The sequence below is a fragment of the Blautia sp. AF26-2 genome, from assembly GCF_003460955.1.
GTDB lineage: Bacteria > Bacillota > Clostridia > Lachnospirales > Lachnospiraceae > Fusicatenibacter > Fusicatenibacter saccharivorans.
This window is the reverse complement of the sequence record NZ_QTWD01000002.1, coordinates 113,047-135,656: the sequence shown is the minus strand read 5'-3', so window position 1 is coordinate 135,656 and position 22,610 is coordinate 113,047. Positions and strand designations below refer to the sequence as shown.

Annotated in this window: 18 protein-coding genes and 1 riboswitch; of the genes, 3 read left to right on the top strand and 15 right to left on the bottom strand. The window is 49.5% G+C overall.

What is annotated here, in order from left to right; genetic code table 11:
• Positions 1 to 16: 16 nt before the first annotated feature.
• The 3 genes from rfbA to DWY63_RS03410 form a co-directional block, all read right to left on the bottom strand.
• Positions 17 to 907 (bottom strand): glucose-1-phosphate thymidylyltransferase RfbA, encoded by an 891-nt coding sequence (gene rfbA, locus DWY63_RS03420; RefSeq protein WP_022461852.1) that lies wholly within the window; start codon positions 905 to 907, stop codon positions 17 to 19.
• A gap of 265 nt (positions 908 to 1,172) precedes the next feature.
• On the bottom strand, positions 1,173 to 2,396 hold the full coding sequence (locus tag DWY63_RS03415) for a chloride channel protein (RefSeq protein ID WP_055227751.1): 1,224 nt from the start codon (positions 2,394 to 2,396) through the stop codon (positions 1,173 to 1,175).
• Positions 2,397 to 2,433: 37 nt separating this feature from the next.
• Positions 2,434 to 2,667 carry a hypothetical protein gene (locus DWY63_RS03410; RefSeq protein WP_117801352.1) on the bottom strand — a complete coding sequence of 78 codons (234 nt, stop codon included), beginning with the start codon at positions 2,665 to 2,667 and terminating at the stop codon, positions 2,434 to 2,436.
• A gap of 167 nt (positions 2,668 to 2,834) precedes the next feature.
• Between DWY63_RS03410 and DWY63_RS03405 the strand changes: the two genes are divergently transcribed.
• Positions 2,835 to 3,263 (top strand): hypothetical protein, encoded by a 429-nt coding sequence (locus DWY63_RS03405; protein WP_117510459.1) that lies wholly within the window; start codon positions 2,835 to 2,837, stop codon positions 3,261 to 3,263.
• A 131-nt stretch (positions 3,264 to 3,394) separates the two neighbouring features.
• On the opposite strand, the gene DWY63_RS03400 is transcribed toward DWY63_RS03405, so the two are convergent.
• On the bottom strand, positions 3,395 to 4,039 hold the full coding sequence (locus DWY63_RS03400) for a DUF4317 family protein (RefSeq protein ID WP_117801350.1): 645 nt from the start codon (positions 4,037 to 4,039) through the stop codon (positions 3,395 to 3,397).
• A 203-nt stretch (positions 4,040 to 4,242) separates the two neighbouring features.
• On the opposite strand from DWY63_RS03400, the gene DWY63_RS03395 reads away from it, so the two are divergent.
• The gene (locus DWY63_RS03395) at positions 4,243 to 5,160 is read left to right on the top strand and encodes a metallophosphoesterase family protein (RefSeq protein ID WP_117801348.1); all 918 of its coding nucleotides are present in this window, start codon (positions 4,243 to 4,245) and stop codon (positions 5,158 to 5,160) included.
• 69 nt (positions 5,161 to 5,229) lie between these two features.
• On the opposite strand, the gene DWY63_RS03390 is transcribed toward DWY63_RS03395, so the two are convergent.
• The 10 genes from DWY63_RS03390 to DWY63_RS03345 all read right to left on the bottom strand — a co-directional run bounded on the left by DWY63_RS03390 (position 5,230) and on the right by DWY63_RS03345 (position 18,966).
• On the bottom strand, positions 5,230 to 7,224 hold the full coding sequence (locus DWY63_RS03390) for a beta-galactosidase (protein ID WP_022461858.1): 1,995 nt from the start codon (positions 7,222 to 7,224) through the stop codon (positions 5,230 to 5,232).
• A gap of 20 nt (positions 7,225 to 7,244) precedes the next feature.
• Entirely contained in the window at positions 7,245 to 9,311 is a 2,067-nt protein-coding gene (locus DWY63_RS03385; RefSeq protein ID WP_022461859.1) for a beta-galactosidase, read from the bottom strand.
• Positions 9,312 to 9,315: 4 nt separating this feature from the next.
• Positions 9,316 to 11,037: a glycosyl hydrolase 53 family protein gene (locus DWY63_RS03380; protein ID WP_022461860.1), complete on the bottom strand. Its 1,722-nt coding sequence runs from the start codon at positions 11,035 to 11,037 to the stop codon at positions 9,316 to 9,318.
• 21 nt (positions 11,038 to 11,058) lie between these two features.
• Positions 11,059 to 12,033 (bottom strand): LacI family DNA-binding transcriptional regulator, encoded by a 975-nt coding sequence (locus tag DWY63_RS03375; RefSeq protein ID WP_055227760.1) that lies wholly within the window; start codon positions 12,031 to 12,033, stop codon positions 11,059 to 11,061.
• A gap of 188 nt (positions 12,034 to 12,221) precedes the next feature.
• Positions 12,222 to 13,805: an ABC transporter substrate-binding protein gene (locus DWY63_RS03370; protein WP_022461862.1), complete on the bottom strand. Its 1,584-nt coding sequence runs from the start codon at positions 13,803 to 13,805 to the stop codon at positions 12,222 to 12,224.
• A 210-nt stretch (positions 13,806 to 14,015) separates the two neighbouring features.
• Positions 14,016 to 14,936 (bottom strand): carbohydrate ABC transporter permease, encoded by a 921-nt coding sequence (locus tag DWY63_RS03365; protein ID WP_022461863.1) that lies wholly within the window; start codon positions 14,934 to 14,936, stop codon positions 14,016 to 14,018.
• A gap of 12 nt (positions 14,937 to 14,948) precedes the next feature.
• Positions 14,949 to 15,878, bottom strand: a complete 930-nt coding sequence (locus DWY63_RS03360; protein ID WP_117801346.1) for an ABC transporter permease — start codon at positions 15,876 to 15,878, stop codon at positions 14,949 to 14,951.
• A gap of 389 nt (positions 15,879 to 16,267) precedes the next feature.
• Positions 16,268 to 17,029, bottom strand: a complete 762-nt coding sequence (gene dapB / locus DWY63_RS03355) for a 4-hydroxy-tetrahydrodipicolinate reductase (protein WP_117510456.1) — start codon at positions 17,027 to 17,029, stop codon at positions 16,268 to 16,270.
• A gap of 35 nt (positions 17,030 to 17,064) precedes the next feature.
• Complete coding sequence (dapA, locus tag DWY63_RS03350; protein WP_022461866.1) at positions 17,065 to 17,955, bottom strand: 4-hydroxy-tetrahydrodipicolinate synthase; 891 nt, start codon at positions 17,953 to 17,955, stop codon at positions 17,065 to 17,067.
• Positions 17,956 to 18,106: 151 nt separating this feature from the next.
• Positions 18,107 to 18,281, bottom strand: a riboswitch (Lysine riboswitch).
• A 55-nt stretch (positions 18,282 to 18,336) separates the two neighbouring features.
• A complete protein-coding gene (locus DWY63_RS03345; protein WP_055220802.1) occupies positions 18,337 to 18,966 on the bottom strand; it encodes a single-stranded DNA-binding protein in 630 nt (209 codons plus the stop codon).
• Positions 18,967 to 19,371: 405 nt separating this feature from the next.
• On the opposite strand from DWY63_RS03345, the gene typA reads away from it, so the two are divergent.
• Positions 19,372 to 21,201: a translational GTPase TypA gene (gene typA, locus DWY63_RS03340; RefSeq protein WP_055266953.1), complete on the top strand. Its 1,830-nt coding sequence runs from the start codon at positions 19,372 to 19,374 to the stop codon at positions 21,199 to 21,201.
• A gap of 87 nt (positions 21,202 to 21,288) precedes the next feature.
• Here the strand turns inward: typA and DWY63_RS03335 are convergent, their stop codons facing one another.
• Positions 21,289 to 22,365, bottom strand: a complete 1,077-nt coding sequence (locus DWY63_RS03335) for a polysaccharide deacetylase family protein (protein WP_158568314.1) — start codon at positions 22,363 to 22,365, stop codon at positions 21,289 to 21,291.
• Positions 22,366 to 22,610: the final 245 nt, after the last annotated feature.

Below are 22,610 nucleotides of genomic sequence, written 5' to 3'. Positions count from 1 at the left end.
TCAACGCTGTTCGCTTTTATTTGTCGATATATTTTCCGTTCATCACATCCATCAGATACTGGCCGTACTGATTTTTCTTCAGTGGTTCGATGTCGGTCAGAAGCTGGTCTTTGCCGATCCAGCCGTTCAGGTAACCGATCTCCTCGAGGCACGCGATCTTGCGGTGCTGATGGGTCTCGATGGTTTTTACGAAGTTGGTTGCCTCTACCAGACTCTCATGTGTACCGGTATCCAGCCAGGTGAAGCCCTGTCCGAGAAGCTCAACGTTCAGGCTGCCGTCTTCCAGATAGATCCGGTTCAGGTCGGTGATCTCAAGCTCTCCGCGCGGTGACGGTTTCAGGTTCTTTGCATACTCTACGACTTTGTTGTCATAGAAATACAGACCTGTAACACAATAGTTTGATTTCGGTTTCTCCGGTTTCTCTTCGATGGAGATGGCTTTTCCCTCGGAGTCAAATTCTACGATCCCGAAACGCTCCGGATCATCTACATAATAGCCGAATACGGTTGCGCCTTTTCCGGTCTCAGCGTTTTCTACTGCTGCTTTCAGGCGTTTGTTCAGACCGTGTCCGAAGAAGATGTTGTCGCCGAGCACCATGGCAACGGAATCATCCCCGATGAACTCCTCGCCGATGATGAAGGCCTGTGCCAGTCCGTCCGGGCTTGGCTGTACCTTGTAGGAAAGCTGTACACCGAACTGATGGCCGTCACCGAGCAGTGCCTCGAAACGCGGGGTGTCCTGCGGGGTGGAGATGATCAGGATGTCGCGGATGCCTGCATTCATAAGAACAGACAGCGGATAATAGATCATCGGCTTGTCATAGATCGGGAGAAGCTGTTTCGATGTTACCATAGTTAACGGATAAAGACGTGTGCCGGAACCTCCGGCAAGTACGATACCTTTCATAATTCGTTACTCCTTTTTCGTATATGATACCTCTAGTATAACCTCATTCCCGGAAACGCGTCAACCCGTATCGTAACGTAACCGTTACTGTTCACTCAGCAGTGAAACACTTGCTATTTCGCTGCGTAAGAACATGTTTCAGGTGTGAGCAACCCTCCTTTTGCGAAGCAAAACTTTAAATGAGGGCTGCGAATGTTACAGTTCGCTGGGCACCAGTGAACTGTAACACGTAACGGTGTGTGATAACTTTGTGACGTTTCTGTTATCAGCAGCTGTATTTCGTCAGTTTCTGGCGGGAATAGATCGAGCTGTTGCGGTTGAATACGTAGGCCGCGGTGCAGACAATAAAGAAATATGGCAGATAATCGTAGCCAAAAATCTCGCCGCCGATGAAAATAGCCGCCAGTAAGGTGTTGGTTCCGCCGCCAAAAACCGCCGCATAGCCAAGCGCCGCGGAAAGCTCCACCGGAATACCGAACAGATTGCCAAGGACTGCTCCCAGGGTTGCTCCGATGGTAAACAGCGGTGTTACCTCGCCGCCCTGAAACCCGGCGGACAGCGTCAGAATTGTCAGGATAAATTTCAGCGCCCAGTCATATGCATATACCTTTTCCCCATGAAATACCGCTTCCACCAGATTCGTTCCAAAGCCGCAATACCGTCCGCGGTACAGAAGCAGGAACAGAATGCTAAGGATAACACCGATGGAGAAAACACGTACCAGCGGATTTTTGATTTTTTCGCCGAGATATTTTTTCGTGTGCTTTAAGCACCAGGCGAAGAGGCCGCCTGTGATTCCAAAAATAATACCAAGTGTAATCAGACGCACCAGCAGGAACGGTGTCAGGCTTTCGCTGATGTGGACAGCCAGATTTTCTTTGCGGATTCCAAGCAGGGAAGCTACAGCGCTCGCAGAGAAAGATGCGGTAAACGCCGGAAGCAGTGCCTCGTACCGCATTTCACCCGCAGCGAGCACCTCTACCGCAAAGATCACAGCTGCAATCGGCGTTCCGAACATGCCCGCAAAGCCGGCGGCCATACCGGTTACCAGAAAGATACCAGGCGCGTTTTTAAACGGTAATTTTTTGCCGGCAAAATAGGAAAACACAGCACCGATCTGAACGGCAACGCCCTCGCGGCCGGCACTTCCACCGAACAGATGCGTCAACGCCGTTGAGAGCATTGCCAGCGGAATCATGCGAAGCGGAAGCTCTGTCTCCTCTTCATACGCTACATCAAAAATCAGACTCATGCCTCCTTTTCCCCTGCCACCGAATTTCTGATTGACTGCCACGATCACAAGACCTGCCATAGCGAGAAACGGCAGACACCAGAAAAGATGTGCCACGCGAACAGCCGTGACTTTCAAAAGCAGACGGCAGAACAGCGCCTCAATCAGACCGACTGCCGCACCGAGCGGAACGCCGGTCACACCGAGCAGCAGCAGGGCGCCGTAGGTGCGAAGGGATTTCTTCAGTTCTTCTTTCATTCTCTTTCTCTCCTTTTCGAATTCTGCTGTTATCATATCACGAAGCGGACAGATTGTGAACTATGGATACCTTTTCCTCCATACTCTTTGCCAGTGCATCGGCAAATTTTTCCTGCATCCGGATTACTTCTTTCATCTCCTGCTCCGTAAACTGCGCCGCAGCTTCCTCCTCGGACTGAAACAGCGGAAGAACCAGCTCTCTCGCATACTGTTTTCCCGTTTCAGTCAGACTGATGATTTTTTCCCGCCGGTTTGCCGGATTGACTTCCATTTCGATATATCCTGTTTTCGTTTTTAGTCCGTTTTCGTACTTTTTGTTTTAGTGTTTTTTTCTTCCTTTGTCAAGATTTCCAAAAGCCTCTTTTTTCCGTATATTTTCCGGCATTTTTCAAATACTAGCAACTGTCCAGACACTGTTAGGGAAAGGAGATTTTGAAGATGAGAAAAATCAGAAGAGTGTGTATGACGCTGGCATTGGCGGTATTACTGGCCGGGATGACGGCCTGTGGAAACAACACCACGAACGACACCGGAAATGGCAATACCAACACGGAGAGCGACATGGGACAGACGGATAACAGAAACGATGTCAATACGACAGAGATGCCGTCAAACGACAATGTAAATGATGTGACGGAGGGCACCGATGGGAATGCCAACGGTACGAACGGTACAAATACCGGGGATAGAAATACCCTTGGAGATGATGTCGGCGACGCCGCTGAAGATGTGACCCGTGGTGTCGGTGAGGGCGTTGAGGATGTCGGCCGCGCGGTGGACGATGTGGTAAGCGGCGGCGACAATGAGACGCAGAATCCGCAGGAAAACGGAGCAACTACACAGAATGGAGCGGGGATGGCACAGTAAATATGCACTTCTGCTGCTCCCGTATCTAAAAAACTTCCCTTGGCGAACGATATATGCAGGTTCGCCGGGAAGTTTTTTTACTGCCAGGCACATCAGCACCTGGTTTGATCCGTCACTTTTGATTTTTTCTTTTACAGACCGCATCTGAATTTTCTGCCCTTCGCGCCAAGAATGCTGGCCATCTGATCGCCCCACGCTGCACGCTCTGCATAAATATCAACCCGTTCCAGATCTCCGCTCCGGTCCACAAAGGCAGGGAACAGAAATCCACAGATAGGATTTCCCGGCTCGTATTCTCCAACCAACGGGCAGACAGCGCAGATCAGATAGGGGAACATCTCCTCGGATTCCCCCAGGCGCTCTTTATCGAAAGCCTTTGCAGGAATATCATACCGGTCATAAAACATGTAAATGGCATAAGCCCCGTGAATCTGCAATCCTTCGATCAGGATATCATAGAACGTTTCCAACAGCGCATCGTTCTTCAGTCCGCATTCCCGCAGCGCCATCAGCATCTGCCAGATACTGCCCGGCCCCTGGGATGTTTCCGGAAAACGGTATTCCCGCAGCTTCTCATTCGATTCCGCAAACGGAATTTTCTTGGCAATCGCCAGATTCCTGGCCTTTTCCGAACCGGACAGTTTCAGAAAATGAATGTTGAAACTGCCGTCATACTCCCCATCCGAATCCGTATAGCAACCCGCCATCCGCACAAACGAAGTCCGCGCCGGCGTCATCCTCCTCGTCAGCTCCAGCATGTCTTCCCGATTAATCATACATTCCCTCCGACAGTAAAGATATTCGAAACTCTCTGCCTTTGATCTTATCATAACATGCTTTTTCTGTCAGCAGGTTTTTAAATTGCGTTCTTTCTCTCCATCTGATAAAATCGAAACAGTATCTCGCATTTTATAATTTTGATATAGAGAGATGTTGGGACAAAACACCTTTTGACTCAATATCACAGAAAGGACGACACATGAAATTAGCAGTAATCAGTGATCTTCACGGGAATTATTATGCGCTCGCAAAGGTGCTGGCATTTCTTCGCAGTCAGGAGATCGACGGTATCATCGGGCTGGGAGATTTTGTAACAGACGGGCCTTTTCCGCAACGGATGATGAGAGTGCTTCGCGAAATGCAGGAGGAGTTTCCCTGCTATCTGGTGCGGGGAAACAGGGAAGAATATCTGCTGGAAAATCTCCGGCATCCGCAGAACTGGAAGGCAGGTTCCTCGACAAGCGGACTTTTGGATTATACGTTTCGGAATCTTACCGGACAGGATCTGGAATTTTTCGAACAGCTGCCGACAGACGGAGTTCTGGTCGGAAAAATGCATGAGTCAGGCCGGCTGATTCCTGTTTTTGTTCCGCAGGAAGAAATCATACCGGATACCTGCCGCGAATCTCTCTTCCCGGCACTTCGTCTCTGTCACGGCGCGCCCGGAGAACTCCGTGGGAATTTCGGTCTGCATCCGGAGCTTTTGCTGTCCCATCTGGAAAATCTCGATGCCGCAATCCTGCTCGGCGGGCACAGCCACAAGCAGGAGCAAAGAGAATATGCCGGAAAAACATACCTGAATCCCGGTTCCCTTGGGCTTGCGCTTGATGGAGTCGGCGGCCATGCCCATTTCGCGATTCTGACGCTGGAAAACAGCACATGGCAGATCGAATGTTTTCAGATTCCCTACGATCTCGAAGGCTACCTCGCCGAATTCGACCGCGCCGGGCTGGAAACGCATGGCAGTGTCCTTGCCCGTTCCTTAAAACGGACATTGACCTGCGGCGTGAATTATTTTTATCTCACCGTAAAACGAGTGCGTGAACTCGCCGATGCACTGGCACTGACCGATCTGGACGAAGAGGTCTGGAAAAAGGCGGAACAGGAACTGAAATAACCGTCCATTCAAAAGACGGCAGGCTGTGTACTCACACACAGCCTGCCGTCTGTTTCTATTCCCTAACTTCTATTTTTCTTTTCGAAACACAACCGTCTCAAATCTTCTGACCACTCCATCATACTCTCCCGTCATCGGCTGGTATGTTTCCGTATCCATCGGAAATGCAGCCGGTTCAGCTCCGTAGTTCTGTACAAACAGATACTTGTATTTCTCATCCTCCCTTGTTGCAACATCGAGCCCTTCCGGGATTTCGGCTGCCGCGCGTTCCAGGCCTTTTTCTTCTGCCAATTTCCGGCAGAAGTCATCGTAAAATGCCTGTTCAAAATCTGCGCAGACATAATACGCCTCGCCCTCTCCAAATACATTTTTCGTCAGTGCCGGATATCCCGCATAGAAATCGTCACGGTATGCCAGCAGCGTTTCGGCACCGTTCGTTTTTACCAGGTCGCAGAAATTTCGGATTTCATATGTCTTTCCTTCTCCCACACCCGCATTCACATCCTGATCATACAATGCGTCCAGCTCGGTGCTCCGCAGGCCGAATACATCCATCAGTCCGTGCGGGGTTCCGCCGAGGAAACAGAGGTCGTTTTCATCCACAACTCCCGACCAGTATGTCATCACAAAGGTGCCGCCGTCTGCCACGAAATTCCGGATTTTTTCCTCAATTCCGGCCCGAAACAGATACAGCATCGGTGCAAAGACAATCCGGTAGCCGGAAAGACTCTCCTCCATATCAAGGAAATCCACATTCACACCCAGTTTCCGAAGACCGCCATATACTTTCTTCACGGTATTCATGTAATGCAGTCCCATATTCCGTGGTCCCTGCGCATCCTCCATGGCCCAGCGGCTTTCGCAGTCATGCAAAATTGCAGCCTGTGCCTTCGTCGTGCTTCCCGCAATCTGCGCCAGATCCAAAAGCGCCTCGCCCGTCTCTGTCACCTCACGGAACACGCGCGTATCCTTTCCGCCGTAGTGGTCAATGACCGCCCCGTGGAACTTCTCGCTCGCACCGCGGCTCTGGCGGATCTGGAAATACTGGACACTGTCGGAACCATGCGCCACTGCCTGCAGCGATGCCGCCTTTAAAAGCCCAGGCCGTTTCAGCTTGCTGACACTCTGCCAGTTCGTGCTTGTCGGGCAGGACTCCATCAGAAGGAACGGTTTTTTCATCAAACTCCGCATAAAATCGTGCTGCAGTGCCGCATCAAGCGCAGTCACCTCTTCTGCTTCCTTGTGCCAGGTCGGATAATTATCCCATGACACCACATCAATCAGATCCTTGAACTTATGATAATTCAGTCCCTGGAAATCATACATCATGTTGATTGTCACCGGAAGTTCGGAACCGCCCGCGCGGATCGCTGCTTTTTCCCAGGCAACAAAGTCTGCTGTCTGATCTGTCACAAACCGTTTCCAGTCAAGATTCAGTCCGTGAAGCCCCATCTCACCCTTTGGGGACGGACTCTCAATCTGCTCAAAATTCTGATACGAATGGCTCCAGAACGTTGTATTCCACGACATATTCAATGCATCAATCGTCTCATATTTTTTCTTCAGCCACCCCTGAAATGCCTTCTGGCAGAGCGGGCAATGGCATTCTCCACTCAGTTCATTCGAAATGTGCCACATTTTTACCGCCGGGTGCTTTCCAAACTTCTCGCTCAGCAGGCGATCAATTTTCCCCACCTTTTCCCGGTAAACCGGCGAAGTATAACAGTGATTATGGCGTCCGCCGAACAGATTTTTCGTGCGGTCCGCGTTTACGCGCAGTACCTCCGGGTATTTGTCTGCAAGCCACTTCGGGCGTGCTGCAGACGGTGTCGAGAGAATTACTGAAATCTCATTCTTATACAGCTGATCCATGATCTTTTCCAGCCATTCCAGGTGGTATACACCCTCCTCCGGCTCGAGCACAGACCAGGAAAAGACACCAAGCGTCACCTCGTTGATATGCGCCTCCTTCATATATTCGATATCCTGCTCCAGAATTTCCGGCATCGCAAGCCACTGCTCCGGGTTATAATCCCCTCCATAGATAAATCCACTCTGGTTCATGTTCGTTTTCCTTTCTCTGTTCATCGAAATATCGTCTCTACGTGCAGCTTCTCAATTTTGCAGGCACATCCATCCGCTGCATCCGGCTGCTTTTCCAGAAAAATCGGATCACCCGGATGCAGAGGATAGACAACGAGTTTCAGTTTCTCCGGAAACTCAAAATAGCCAAGGCTTAACAGGGCCTCCTGACCGGTATAGAAATAATCGTTGATTTTCTCTTCCCCATCAAACACTTCCATACGGTTTCCGTACCAGGTCAGAAAAGCAAACGCATCGTGATAATTTTTTTCGCCCGGATAAGCAAGCTTCAGTTCGTATACTGCTTTCTCTTTATCCTGCTCTTTGCAGACAAGCTCTGCCTCCGGCTCCTGTGCTTTGTAAATACGCTCATACAGCGTAAAGTTTCCTCTTTTTCCACACTCTTTGAAATCCACAATGCCTTTTTCCACTGCCGGATACACAGCGATCATGGTTTTTCCACTGCCTGTCACAACAAGCTCACCGTTTTCTTCCCAGACATAATTTTCGGAAAGAACGAGATAATCCTGATCCAGATGCACCTTCCATGCATTCAGCGCCTCCTGCCGGGAAATCAGGCAGAGTTCTGCGCGCGCATCGCCCTCCCACTGAATCTGCGGGTCGAGATCACCGTAAAATACGAACGCATCTCCCTTTTTCGTATGTAAAACGCAGAGCGGTGTGGCAAGTGCCGTGTGAAGAACCGCATCGTTTAGTTTCATATTGTACGGAAAAAATCCATACATTCCCTCTTTCAGGTCAAATGCCGGAAATCCCACGCTCGCTTTTCCATCCAGGAGTCCCTCCAGTTTCACCTGTGGATGATCATCCATCTTCCATCTTCTCTGGTAATTGTTAAAAAAGACGTATCCATGGTCCGCATCGTGACGGCACGCTGTCCGAACCGTGTGCATATCTCCCGGCAGAATCCTTATCGTTGGAATTTCAGACCGAAGTGAGGCCATATCCTCGCCAAAATCATTCAAAAACAGCGCCAGCAGCTTGATCTCCCGATAGCTGTCCGAGATTGTTCCGTACTGCCGGATCGGCGCGTTGAAATCGTAATTGATCTCCGGCAGGTCGTTCAGATATCCTGTCGCGCGGCTCTCCTGCAGGGTGGACAGTTTTCCCTTCGGATTGCTGCCGCCGTGGTACATATAGTAGCCGAGCAGCCCTGCTCCACTTCCCATTTTTACGGTAGACATCGCTCCGACATCGCATCCCTTCGCCACCGGTCTTCTGTGCATGGTAACCTGAAGCCCGCCTCCAAGTTCTGCCGTCAAAAACGGAAAATCCTCCTCGTTGTAACTGTTTGCATTTTCCACATGATGATCACACGCAATCAGTGCATCGTTCCTTGTGTGGCTGAACACAAAGTTTGCGTTCGGCTCAATCTCGCACGTTCTCTGATCCCATGGTGCTTCACAGTAGCCGCCCATGACCGGAAGCAGATCGCCGATGCAGGCTCCGCCCCAACCGGTCGCCGTGTACAGCGGCACATCAAAGCCAATTTCCTTTGCCATTGCTGTCAATGTGCGGATATGCGCCTCGCCCTCCGGTCCCTGCAGACCGCCGACGTGGCCGTACTCATTCTCGATCTGAATACCGATCACCGGACCGCCGTCCTTTTCCATGCATCCATCGACCTGCGCATAAACCTTTTTCCAGAACCGTCTGACATAGCCAAGATATTCCTCGTTGTTACAGCGGATCGCCATGCCCTCTTTCTCTCTCTCGATGATCCAGTCCGGGAATCCGCCGTTCCGCACTTCCCCGTGCACAAACGGTCCGATACGCAAGAATACCGACAGTCCGACTTTCCGGCACAGTCTTACAAACGTTCCGATATCCCGGCATCCTTCAAAATCAAACACATTTTCCTCTTCCTCGTGGTGAATCCAGATCACATAGGCCGAGACGACAGAAACTCCGCCCGCCTTTATTTTGCGCAGTGATTCCTCCCACCACTCTTTGCGGTACCGACTGTAATGCATTTCGCCCATCACCGGAAACCACGGTTTTCCATTTTTAATCAGATAATCCCTGCAATAGCTGTACTCTGCTCTCATCGTCTTATTGTCCCTCTCTTTTTACTGTCTGCAGACAGAAATTCCGCATCATGCCGTACATCGGCGGCGATGAAATTCGGATTCCGGCAGTGACTTCCTGCGGTTTTCTGATTTCGCATGTCACTTTGTAGCCGGTCCATGCATGTTCTGTCGGATGAATCACAGTCTCTTCTTTTCCCTCTTCCGTATTGAGGAACAGCCGCACATCCACATTTGTTGTATCGGTTCCCTGAAAGGCAACAGATAATGTATACGTTCCTGCCTCCTGTACCTTTACCGTCTGGCAGATCGAAAACGTAAAGTTTTTCGGTGCTTCTACGCGTACCGCATTCACCGGCGGAGCTGGGAACGGATCGACAAACTCCGGAAACAGCTGTACTGCAACGGCATCCTCGGATTTTTCTACGTTCCAGCGCGCCAGGCCGTCTTCCCAGCCGACATCGAGCAACAGATTCTCCGCCTCCGGCAGCTCTTCCACCACGCAGATCTTCGCATGTGCAGCAAACGGAACACCTTCCACATTTCCTGTCACATCATATTCGCCTGTCACGCGTGTGTCCGGCACTTCGTTCCAGTTTACCCGCCGCTGCTCCACCATTCCGTCATACAGCAAAACCGGGAGCATCTCCGGCAGACCGCATGCTTCGTCTTTTACTACGGTCATTGGCTCCGGCTCGTAAATCTTGGCCGGTTTTTCCGGACAGGCATCATTCCGTGTAAACAGGAAAGAACGAATGCCCTCCATGATGGTTCCCTTCTCCTCCAGCAGACCCATATTTTCCGACCAGCCGCCCTCACCGTCTTTCGGAACACAGATCGGTTCCCAGTAATAGATACCCTGCCCCATTTCATCCGGCAGCGAAGCAACGATATTGGCAACCAGATCCAGCACCTGCTTCTGTCCGGCAGGCGTCGCCGGAAATCCTGCGATTTTTTCCTGCTGTTCATCGATAAACCCATGCGCACTCTTTCTCCATGCATGCGCCGTCTCAACGACCATAATCGGCTTTTTGTAATCCTGGATCAGCTTCGTCATTGTCTCTTTCAGATCCGTGAAAGTGCCGTGCCAGAATGGATAATAGGAAAGTCCGATCAGGTCAAAATCCTCGAGTCCTGCCTCAAAGGAACAGTCAAACCACTCTTTCAGATAGAAATACCGTCCGCCCTGGTCGAGATGGATCATAACCTGCATCTCATCTTTTCCGGCTGCAGCCCGCGCACCGCGGATTCCGGCATTTACAAGCTGTACCATTTTTGTATAATCCGGCAGCTCTCCGTCCGGAAACAGAAGGCCGCTTCGGATCTCATTTCCGATCTGAACAATATCCGGCAGAACGTCCTCCTCTTTTAATGCCGTCAGCGTATCTCTTGTATAAGAAAAAACAGCCTCTTTTAATTCTTTAAAGCTTAAGTTTTCCCAATCTTTCGGCTTTCTCTGCTGACCGGGATCCGCCCAGAAATCAGAATAATGGAAATCCAGCATAAAGCTCATGCCATGTGCCCGGATCCGTTTTGCCATCGCCAGTGTATGCGCATAGCTGCAGTATCCGCCGGACTCCCTGACATGCTCCGGCGCATTCCAAATACGGAGCCGTACGGAATTTACCCCGTATTTCTGAACGAGATCCAGCGGATCCATAACAGTTCCGTCAAAGTCCTTCACCTGTACTCCGGCATCTTCCAGCTCCGGTATAAAAGATAGATCCATTCCCTTCTGAAATTCCATTGTTCTGTCCTCCCTGCTACGTTAGTTTGTCGATTTTCGGAATAAAATGTCGTAATCCAGCATCGTCTTCTTCTCATAATTTTCCCCTCGGAGCCGCTGGATCAGCTGACGCACGGCTGTGCCTCCCATCTGGGATGCTGCCACACTGACTGCTGTAACTGCAGGGGAATAGCAGTCCAGATTGGTGCTGTTGTAGAGCGAAGCAATCGCGACGTCCTTGGGAATTCGATAGCCTTCCGCCTGGAGCCGGGACATCACCATCGTACAAATCTCGTCGTCGCCACAGATGATGCATTCCACTTTTTTGGATATAATATTTTCAATGATCGCATCCAGAAACTCCATACGGATCGAACCATTGTAGAAAAGCTGATCCTTCTCGGAAATTCCATTTTTAATCAGCGCCCGGCAGAAACCTTCGTGACGCTTGCGGTCTACGTTATAGCTCATATCCTTGACAAGAAACGCAAATCTGCGGAATCCCTTTCCGATCAGCAGCGTTGTCATTTTCTCTGCCGCACCCTCATTGTCGGTATCCACCTGGATAATGTTGTCATACCGGCATGTTCCCGTCAGTGCTGTCGGGAAATTTGCCTGACTTAAATACTGCAGCGCACGGTCATCCTCAAGCGCACGTGTCAGGAGCATACCATCCACCCGGTTCGACTCCACCAGCGACTGCAGCTCTGAAATATCATGCGCGTTGCTCGTCGTAATCAGCACATTGTACCCGAGCATCGATGCCGATTCGCAGACGCCGAGCAGACAGTTCTGGAAATAAACACCGCTTCCATAATAAACGTCTGAAGGCAGTACCACGCCGATGTTGTGCGTCACCGTTCGGGTCCGCGCCATCTCCTCCCGCTCTTCTCCCCGTTTTGCCACCTCGAGAATCCGGTTTCTGGTCTTCTCTCCGATTCTGCCCTTACCGGACAGTGCACGGGAAACGGTACTTTTTGATACCCCTATCTCTTTTGCAATTTCCTCCAGTGTCATAAAAATACCCTGTCACTTTCTGTTAAATTTGAAAAATTCCTATATTTTTATATTTAATACGAATGCTGTTAGAAATCAAGTCATCCCTCAAAGCTTTTTGAACCATCACTTGATCTCTAAAAGAAGGAACGGCCGCGCCGGAGCTTCTGGCAGACCAGCGCGTCCATTCCCTGTTTTATTTTACTGTTTTATTTTTCTTCTTTCTCCGCTACATACTCTGCTGCCTGACGGTTCATCTCATCCAGAATATCCTGGATTCCGGCGCTGTCCATAGCTGCGTTCATGGCATCGATGGAAGCGTCCACATCGTCAACGAGACCGTTGATCAGCGGGTTATAATAATTGTCGATGGCTGCCTCTACTGCTGCAAACTGTGTACTTACATTGCTGGAATCAAAGTTAAATCCGTCGTAAACATGATCTTCTTTGATGTTGTTGTTGAAGGCATCTTTGATGCTTTCATACTTGTCGTCCAGAGCCGTTCTGTTCTCAAGATATTCCTCTCTCTGGATGGTGCAGTTGTTCCATCCCCAGTTGCAGTTACTTGCTACACCATAGCCGCTCTCATCAATAACTTTGTACTGATCATCACCGACTGCTTCCCAGTGCTTTCCTTCGATACCGAGCATAGCCAGATCGTAAACATCCGGGTTGGTGTAGAATTCATTTAATACCATCATGGCTCTCTCTTTGTTTTTACTGTTTGCGTTGATGGCAACACCGTTGTTGATGTAAGAGTTTACTTTTTTCGACAGGTTTTTGTTCGGGTCTACCATCGTTACATTCCAATCCGGATGTTCCTCATTTGCCTGTTTTCCGTAGGTAAGACAGGTTCCGAGATTCCAGCTCATGCTTGCTGTTCTTCCGGTCAGAAGTCCGGTCTGTCTCTCATCGCTGCTGTTTAATACGTCGCTGGACCATGCTCCGGCGTCTACCAGGTCTTTCATCTCCTGGCAGTACTCACGGAACGCATCCCATTCACCGATGTACTGGAATTCAAGATCTTTCGGATCCTGGGTATGATACAGAATCAGCTCGCCGCCCTTCGGTGCTCCGCCCGTTGTGGAATAGCCCTGGGACTGGAAGAATGGATACCACGGTCCGCCCTGACTTGCATAGATACCGTCTGCTGCACATGCTTTGTAGAACTTCATCAGGTCATCCCAGGATGTAATATCATCCATACCGTATTTTTCCATCAGGTCACCGCGCACTGCCAGAACTTCCTGACCAAACTCGTTGGCATAGCTCGGAACCATGTAGATTTGTCCGTCAATCTTTGCCTGCTCCCATGCCATTTCCGGAACAACCTCCCAGATATCCGGTGCATACGTTTTGATAAAGTCCTCAGAAAGCGGTGCAAATCCGCCGAGGGAAACGGTCTGCTCGTAATGGCACCAGCTCGATGCGGTAAAGATCAGGTCAAAATCTTCCTGTGAGGAGAACAGCAGGGAATATTTCGTGTCATGCTCGCCCCAGGAAAGGAATTCTACGTTCAGAGAGCAGTTCAGCTTCTCTTCCAGAATCTCATTGATTTTGGCGTAAACCTCATCAAAATCCGGGGTACGGTCGCCGATCAGATACATCGTCAGATCGACATGCTCCGAAGTGTCTGCACTCAGGTTGTCTCCCGATGTGCCGGAAGCTGCGGAGCTGCTTTTGCTGTCGCCCGTGCTTCCCTTTCCGTTGCCGGAACCGCATCCTGCCAGCATACCGGCTGCCATTGCGGATGCAAGTAATACAGATACCAGTTTTTTTGTGCTCTTTTTCATAAAGAACCTCCTTCATAAATATAATGTGTAATTCAAGCGGATATTCGCAATCCGCTTTGCTACTTGCTCATAACCGAATAACTGCTCCGCAGTTTATCAGAAGGAGCTTGCACTCCTCCTGATACAAGCAAGTCCCCACCCGCCTGCTTATTGCTTTTCGCAATGGAAACAGGGGACTTACTTGATTCAGTTAAATTAACATGATTTGTATCAGCCTTTGACTGCTCCGATTGTGATACCCTGTACAAAGTATTTCTGTACCAGCGGATATGCCAGAACGATCGGGCCGGTTACTACAATGGTAAGTGCCATTTTCAGGGACTGGGTCGGCAATGAGATTGCGCTGACGGCAGAGCCTGCGGCGTTGTTTGCAAGAAGCTTTTTATATGCCTCAATATCATTAACCTGCTGATACAGGAAATACTGCAGCGGATACTTGTTCGTGTCTTTGATATACAGCATCGCATTGTACCAGTCATTCCAATAAGCCAGTGCAATGAAGAGGCCCACGGTAGCAAGTGCCGGTTTGATCAGCGGCATTACAATCCGGAACAGAATACGGAACTCGCCGCAGCCATCAATCTTGGCCGCTTCAATCAGAGAATCCGGAAGTCCCACGATGTAACTCTTCATGATCAGAAGGTTGTATACGCTGAACAGCAGCGGAAGGAGCAGTGCAAGGTAGCTGTCCCGCAGATTCAGGGTCTGTGTCATCAGTACGTAGTACGGAACAAGACCGCCGGAAAACAAAGTGGTAAAGTAGAAGAAAAACGAAAACTGATTTCTCCACTCAAACTCCTTACGTGACAGTACATAAGCTGTCATAGTCTGCAGCAGCAGACCAAGTACCGTTCCGACGATGGTCAGACCGATGGTCGTGCCGTATGCGCGGAAGACAACCATAGGATCTTTAAATACGGTTTTGTATGCCTCCAGGCTGAAATCCTGCGGCAGAAGGCTGAAACCGTTCTGGATAATGGCCGATTCCGAAGAAAACGAGCCGGATACGATCATGATGAAAGGAACGAGGCAGACCAGCGCGATGATTCCGCAGAATCCGTACGCGATGATATCAAGTGCAACCGCATCTTTTCCTCTTTTGATTTTACTTGTATGACTGGAAGATCCCACTTTTCATCCCTCCTAGAATAAGGTGTAGTCTTTATCATAAAGACCAACCAGTTTGTTTACGATTACGACAGTGATAAAGCACAGTACCGACTGATACAGACCAACAGCTGCGGACATTCCGAAGTCGTTGCTGCTGATTAAGGCACGGAACGTCAGGGTATCAATTACATCGGTGTAGTTGTACAGAAGACCGTTACTTCCAACCAAGTTGTAGAACATATCAAAGTTTCCTTTGAAGATGCCTCCGACGGATAGCAGAAGCAGGATGATTGTGGTCGGCATGATCATCGGGATTGTTACTTTGAAAATTCGCTGGAACACGTTTGCTCCGTCGATGCGGGCTGCTTCATAAATCGAAGTGTCAATTCCCATAATTGCTGCCAGGTACATAACAGAACCGTATCCGATTCCCTTCCATACATTAAAGAAGACAAGGATAAACGGCCATGCCTTTGGTGTCGTGTAAAACTTGATTGGTGTTCCACCGAAGGTTTCAATCAGTCGGTTCAGAAAACCGTAGTCGGAACTGAAAATATTGAATGCCATAACTCCTACGATAACCCAGGAAATGAAATACGGCAGAAACATCAGCGACTGTGTGATCTTACGGTAATGTTTGTTGCGGATCTCGGTCAGAAGCACGGCAACGGCAATCTGCATCGTCGTGTTGATCACAATAAATGCCAGATTATACAGCACGGTATTTCTGGTAACGAGTCCGGCCTGTCCTGATTTAAAGAAGAACTTGAAGTTATCAAATCCGTTCCACGGGCTTCCCCAGATACCTCCTGCGTAGGAGTATTTTTTGAATGCCATTACAATTCCTGTCATCGGGTAGTAGGAAAAAATCAGGGTATAAATTACTGCCGGTGCAAGCATCAGAAGAAATACCCGGTACTTGTAGAGCTTTTTGCAAAACCCTTTCCAACCATTCTTTTTCATCTTCTCATTCCCTTTCTTGTTTGCGCAACTTTTTGTTGCTCAACTCTTTATTTTTCTTTGTGCCATTATCATATCATTTCGGCATATTGTTTACAATTCGCAGTTTTTATAAGATATTTCTTGTCGAAATATACTGTTTTACTATTTTTTGTGCAAAACGCGCAACTTTAGCGTTTTACCTTGTTGCGCATTGATTTTTCCATTACCGTTTGCGATTTTCACGTTCTCTTTTGATATTCCGTATTTTTTCTTGTGTATTCTGCCAAATATTCTGCAAAATAACTTCCTCAATTCCGAAAATCCCGTTGTAAGAAAAGAAAAAGTGCGCAACGTTTCGCATTTTCGTTGCGCACTTTCTGGTTTCTATTCACTTTTTCCCTGTTTCTGCCTTATTTCGCAGCAATGACATCCTGCATGTCATACATGCCAGCCGGTTTTCCAGCCAGGAATTTTGCAGCCTCTACAGCTCCTTTTCCGAAAACTCCTTTGGAATATGCTCTGTGGGACAGGGTAACAACCTCGTCCGGGCCTGCGAAGATGACGTCGTGGTCGCCGACGATGGTGCCGCCGCGTACAGCAGAGATTCCGATTTCTTTCGGGTCACGCTGCTCGTGGCGCTGGCTTCTGTCGTATACGTAGTGGTACTGGTTGTCCATTGCCGCGTTCAGGCTGTCTGCCAGGGCGATGGCGGTTCCGCTTGGAGCGTCGCATTTCAGTTTGTGGTGTTTCTCCACGATCTCCATATCAAAGCCTGCTTCGGCAAGCACTTTTGCAGCTGCCTGTACCAGTTTCATCAGCGTATTCACACCAAGGGACATATTTGCAGAGCGGAGAACCGGGATTTCTTTGCTGGTCTCCTGCACTTTTTTGAGCTGATCCTCGGTGAGGCCTGTGGTGCAGAGGACGAGTGGAAGTTTTTTCTCCTTGCAGGCATCGAGCAGTGCGTCGGCTGCCTTGTAGGAAGAAAAGTCAACGACTACGTCTGCCGGAACATCGCATTCTGCCAGGCTTTTGAATACCGGATAATCGTTCTGGCCGTTGTCGTTCATATCGATTCCGGCTATGATTTCTGCATTTGCATCTTCTTTTACCAGGCCGGTGATGACCTGTCCCATATGGCCGTTGCAGCCATGCATAATAATTTTAACCATTGTCTTTTTCCTTCTTTACTTCGTGTATTCTTAACTTAAGCCAGTTTGATTCCAAAATCTTTCATAGCCTTTGCCAGGCGCTCCTGGTTCTGCGGCTCCATCTCGGTCAGCGGCAGACGAAGCGGGCCAACCTCTTTGCCCATCAGGTTCAGCGCTGCTTTTACCGGAATCGGGTTTACTTCGCAGAACAGCGCATCGATGAGCGGCAGTGCTCTCAGCTGGATTTCTCTGGATCCGGCCACATCGCCGTCGAGGAATTTCTGTACCATGTCGTGGGTCTCACGCGGTGCTACGTTGGAAAGAACGGAGATTACACCGCTTCCGCCAAGGGAAAGGATCGGCACAACCTGATCGTCGTTTCCGGAGTACAGATCGATCTTTCCATCGGTCAGCTGCATAATTTTTGCGACCTGGGAAATGTTTCCGGAAGCCTCTTTGACTGCAACGATATTCTCAACGTTGTTGAACAGATAGACGATCGTTTCCGGTGCAATGTTTACGCCGGTTCTGCCCTGAATGTTGTAAAGGATGACCGGCACTTTGACGCTGTCTGCGATTGCGGTAAAGTGTGCAATCAGGCCCTTCTGTGTTGCTTTATTGTAATACGGAGAAACGAGAAGAAGTCCGTCCACGCCGTATTTTTCTGCTTCCTGAGACAGATAAATTGCTGTCTCCGTGCTGTTGGAGCCGGTTCCTGCAATTACCGGGATTCTGTGATTTACTTTTTCCACGGTATATTTGATGGCATCCAGATGCTCCTCATGGGACAGGGTCGAAGCCTCACCGGTGGTTCCGCAGATAACGATGGCGTCGGTTCCGCCGGCGATCTGCTCCTCAATCAGTTCTCCGAGTTTTTCGTAATTCACTTCCTGTGTTTCGGTCATCGGTGTGATAATTGCAACAGCTGCACCTTTAAAAATAGACATTCTCTTTTCCTCCTGTATGTTGTGTCAGATAAAACCATAAGAAATCAGTCGCCGGAGCTTATCTCCCACGGAAAATTTCACTTTCCGTTTAAAAAAGAGGCGCCTCATCCCAGATAAGATCGCCTCCAAATTCACACATACGCAGTATCTATGATCAGATAGCTCTCCATCTCTCGATGACAGTCGCAGATTTTTTCAACCTGCGCCCAGGAGCATACCGGTTCAGCGCCGGATGTCCTTCGGCATTCTTCCCTTTTCCTCTTCTTCTTTTGCTGCTGAGGCATCCGAAAAGGTACTCTTGAAGTAATGCGACCTCTATCCACTTCAGTTCTGCTTTTACTATAGCATCATTAAATTTTCTTGTCAACAGCGGATCGCGCTTTAACTCTCACTATATTCCAGCTTGCTCACCGAAACCTCATACGCGGTCCGCTTTTCCATTTCCGTCTCGCTCAGCCGCTTCATATATTCCCGGCTCTGGATCCGTCCCCAGATGAGAACGTGGCCGCCCACGGCAAACGCAGAGGCATACCGCGCATTCCGTCCCCAGCAGATGCACGGGATATAATCTGATTTTCCATACGGACGGTTGACCGCGATCAGAAGGTCGGCGATCTCTCTTCCCAGAGGTGTTTTCCGGTAGACCGGCGGTTTACATATGTATCCATCGAGGTAAATCTGGTTGGATTTGACGGAATCGTCCTCTTCCTCCACGAAGCTTAATTCCCGCGCAAATACGGAGAGTACCAGACGGTTCTTCTTCTCCTCGTGGCGGTTGTAGGACCGAAACTGACCGCTGATGCAGATCCACTCACCCTGGTAATCCTGTGATACGTCCACCAGCCGCTCGGAGACCATCACCGGAATGATGTCCTGCGATTCACTCAACCGCTTGACCATCACATCGACGAGGTAAAAGCCCTCTCCGAATACCTGATGGCTGAATGTAAACGGGGAGACAATCTCTCCCATGATAACCACCTGATTGTTTTCAATCATCTTGTCTGCCATAATGAAAATCCCCTTCCTTTGTCTTTTCTTTCTGAATATTGATTTCTGATCGGTACTTTGCTGATCTATAATCCTAATGTATGAACCACATTTCTTTTTCAGAACCACTTTTTTCCAGATTTTTTTATTTCTATTCAAATCAGCATTCTGCCCAATTTTTTGTATATGTTTCTGTAAAAACCGCACCACATGCTTCGTATTTTCTACCATTGCAATACAAAAAATGTCACATCTTCCCTGTTTTTTTTCTCTGTTCTGTGCTATAATAGTTCAGATAGGCAGGCATCCAGCAGAGACAAAACGGCAAGGCACCTGCCTTTGTGCTGTGATAAACATTCCCGGCCGGCTTGAAATTTTGAAAAATTGAACCCGGCAGGGTCAACCCATAGGAAGAGGAATGAAGAAATGAAAACAACGAGAGAAGATGTAAGAAACGTTGCCATCATCGCCCATGTCGATCATGGTAAAACTACACTGGTAGACGAGCTTCTGAAACAGAGTGGCGTTTTCCGTGCCAATCAGGAGGTTCAGGAACGTGTCATGGACTCGAACGATATCGAGCGTGAGCGTGGAATCACCATTCTTTCCAAAAATACAGCAGTTTACTACAAAGGAACGAAAATCAACATCATCGACACCCCAGGCCATGCGGACTTCGGCGGCGAGGTTGAGCGAGTTCTGAAAATGGTAGACGGCGTTATTCTGGTTGTAGACGCATTCGAGGGCGCTATGCCGCAGACCAAATTCGTGCTGAAAAAAGCACTTGAGCTGAATCTTTCCGTTATCGTCTGCATCAACAAAATCGACCGCCCGGAGGCACGCCCGGACGAAGTCATCGACGAAGTGCTTGAGCTTCTGATGGATCTCGACGCATCCGACGAGCAGCTTGACTGTCCGTTCCTGTACGCATCCGCAAAGCTGGGTCATGCCGTACTCGATCTGAACGACACCCCGAAGGATATGACACCTCTGTTCGAGACCATTCTGAAATACATCCCGGCTCCGACCGGCGATCCGGAAGCTGGCACACAGCTTCTGATCAGTACCATCGACTACAACGAATACGTTGGACGTATCGGTGTCGGCAAAGTTGAAAACGGAACGATCCGCGTGAACCAGGACGTTATGCTGGTCAACCACCACGATCTGACCAAGAAGAAAAAAGTAAAGGTCAGCAAACTGTATGAATTTGACGGACTGAAAAAAGTAGAGGTTACTGAGGCAGGCATCGGTTCTATCGTTGCTGTTTCCGGTATCCCGGATATCCACATCGGAGATACTCTCTGCGGCGATCTGGACAACCCGGTTTCCATCCCGTTCCAGAAAATCTCCGAGCCGACTATTTCCATGAACTTCATCGTAAACGACAGCCCGCTGGCCGGTAAAGAAGGTAAATACGTAACTTCCCGCCACCTGCGTGACCGTCTGATGCGTGAGCTGAACACTGACGTTTCTCTCCGCGTCGAGGAGACTGATTCCGCAGACTGCTTCAAGGTTTCCGGCCGTGGTGAGCTGCATCTGTCCGTCCTGATCGAAAACATGCGCCGTGAGGGATATGAGTTCGCAGTAAGTAAGGCAGAGGTTATCTACAAAGAGGACGAGCGCGGACGCAAACTCGAGCCAATGGAAATCGCATACGTTGACGTTCCGGACGAGTTCTCCGGTACTGTCATCCAGCTCCTCAGCGAGCGTAAAGGCGAGCTTCACGGCATGAGCCGCGCAAGCGATGGTTCCACCCGTCTGGAGTTCGAAATCCCGGCACGAGGCCTGATTGGTTTCCGTGGAATCTTCATGACCTCCACCAAAGGAACTGGTATCCTGAACACCGAGTTTGAAGATTACGCACCGTACAAGGGCGACATTGAATACCGCAAACAGGGTTCCCTGATTGCTTTCGAGGCAGGCGAGTCCGTTACCTACGGTCTGTACTCCGCACAGGAGCGCGGTACTCTGTTCATCGGACCTGGCGAGAAGGTTTACGCCGGTATGGTTATCGGACAGAACGGTAAGGCCGAGGATATCGAGCTGAACGTCTGCAAGACGAAGCACCTGACCAACACCCGTACTTCTTCTTCCGACGAGGCACTGCGTCTGACTCCGCCGAGAATCCTTTCCCTGGAGCAGGCTCTGGACTTCATCGACAAGGACGAGCTTCTTGAGGTTACTCCGGTTTCCTTACGTATCCGTAAGAAAGAGCTGGATTCCAGACTTCGTAAGAGAGCGGCAATGAAATAAATTTTCATAAAATGACATAAGAACCGCCGGTTCACTCTTGATTTGAGAGTAAACCGGCGGTTCTTTGTCGTTTTTCTATTCTGTTTTCTATTCGTTTGTCGTTCCGCCATGGAAGCCGTAATACGTCTCTCCCGCTGCAAGATCCACGCCGTTTGCCGCTGCAAGAGTATGAATCGTGACAAGCTCATACCCGCGGTTGATCAGCTCCGGCACGATCGTTGCACACGATTCTACGGTCGTCTCGTGGATATCATGCATCAGGATAATGTCTCCCGGGCTTACACTGTCGAGAACGGCGCTGATGTTTGCCTGTACATTTTTTGTCTGCCAGTCCAGGGTATCGACATCCCACATGATGCTCGGGCGGCCGATAGATGCGAGCAGTTCATCGGTGCTGTTTCCATACGGGAAACGGATGACAGTTGCACCCTGTCCGTTGTTGTACTGGGCGATCAGATCATCCGTCATCTGGAACTGGGCAAGGCCGTCGTCGGTGCTCAGTTCTTTCATATTCGGATGCGCATAGGAGTGGTTTCCAAGCTCACAGCCGATCGCCGCCATGCGCGGGATCACATCTGCACCGTATTTTTCCACATTGCTGCCGAGCATAAAGAACGTCGCCTGTGCCCCGTACTGCTCCAGCGTATCGAGAAGCGTGCTGGTATAGACGCCTGGGCCGTCATCAAAGGTCAGGGCTACCATCATCGAGCCGTTGCGGTCTGGCTGGTAAACACCCTGGTCATCAAAGTAACAGCCTTTTCCGCCGATCGCTTTCCAGCCGGTCGCCATGTAACCATTGGAATCAAAATGGTACTGGTTTCCGTCGATATCTGCCCAGCCGTTGACGTAGTACGTTGTGGCATCCGTTGCGTACCACCAGCCCGACGAGCTGTACTGCCATCCCGGCGTCTCATTCGGCGGCGTGGTCTCCGCAAGCTTCTTAATTCCCGCATTTCCCGATCCGTCCTCCGCCTCCGGCGCCGTCTCGCTCACCGTCTTTGCGGCTGTGTCATTACTCAGTACAATTCCTTTTTTCGCAAGCTGCGCTCCCGCAAATTTCCAGATAAGCGCAAGAAAAAGAAGGCCGATTACCACACACAGGGAAATCCGTGATACTTTCTGCATCATCTGTCTGCGGCGCATCTGCTTTCTTCTCTGTTTCAATGATTTTCTTTCCATATGATCTGTTTATACTCCATCGTCCCGCCCCTTTGCGGAACTTTCTTCCATCGTAACACAAACGTTTTTCGACATTTTTCTACTTACTATCATAACGTGATCTGACCTAAGATGCAAGGCACAAATTCTTACATTTTTCCACTTCTGGTAAATTAATGTTTATCGTTTCTTAACATCTTGTCACAAAAAAAGAGTGACTCTGCACCCATGGTAAAAGCGGATACAAAATC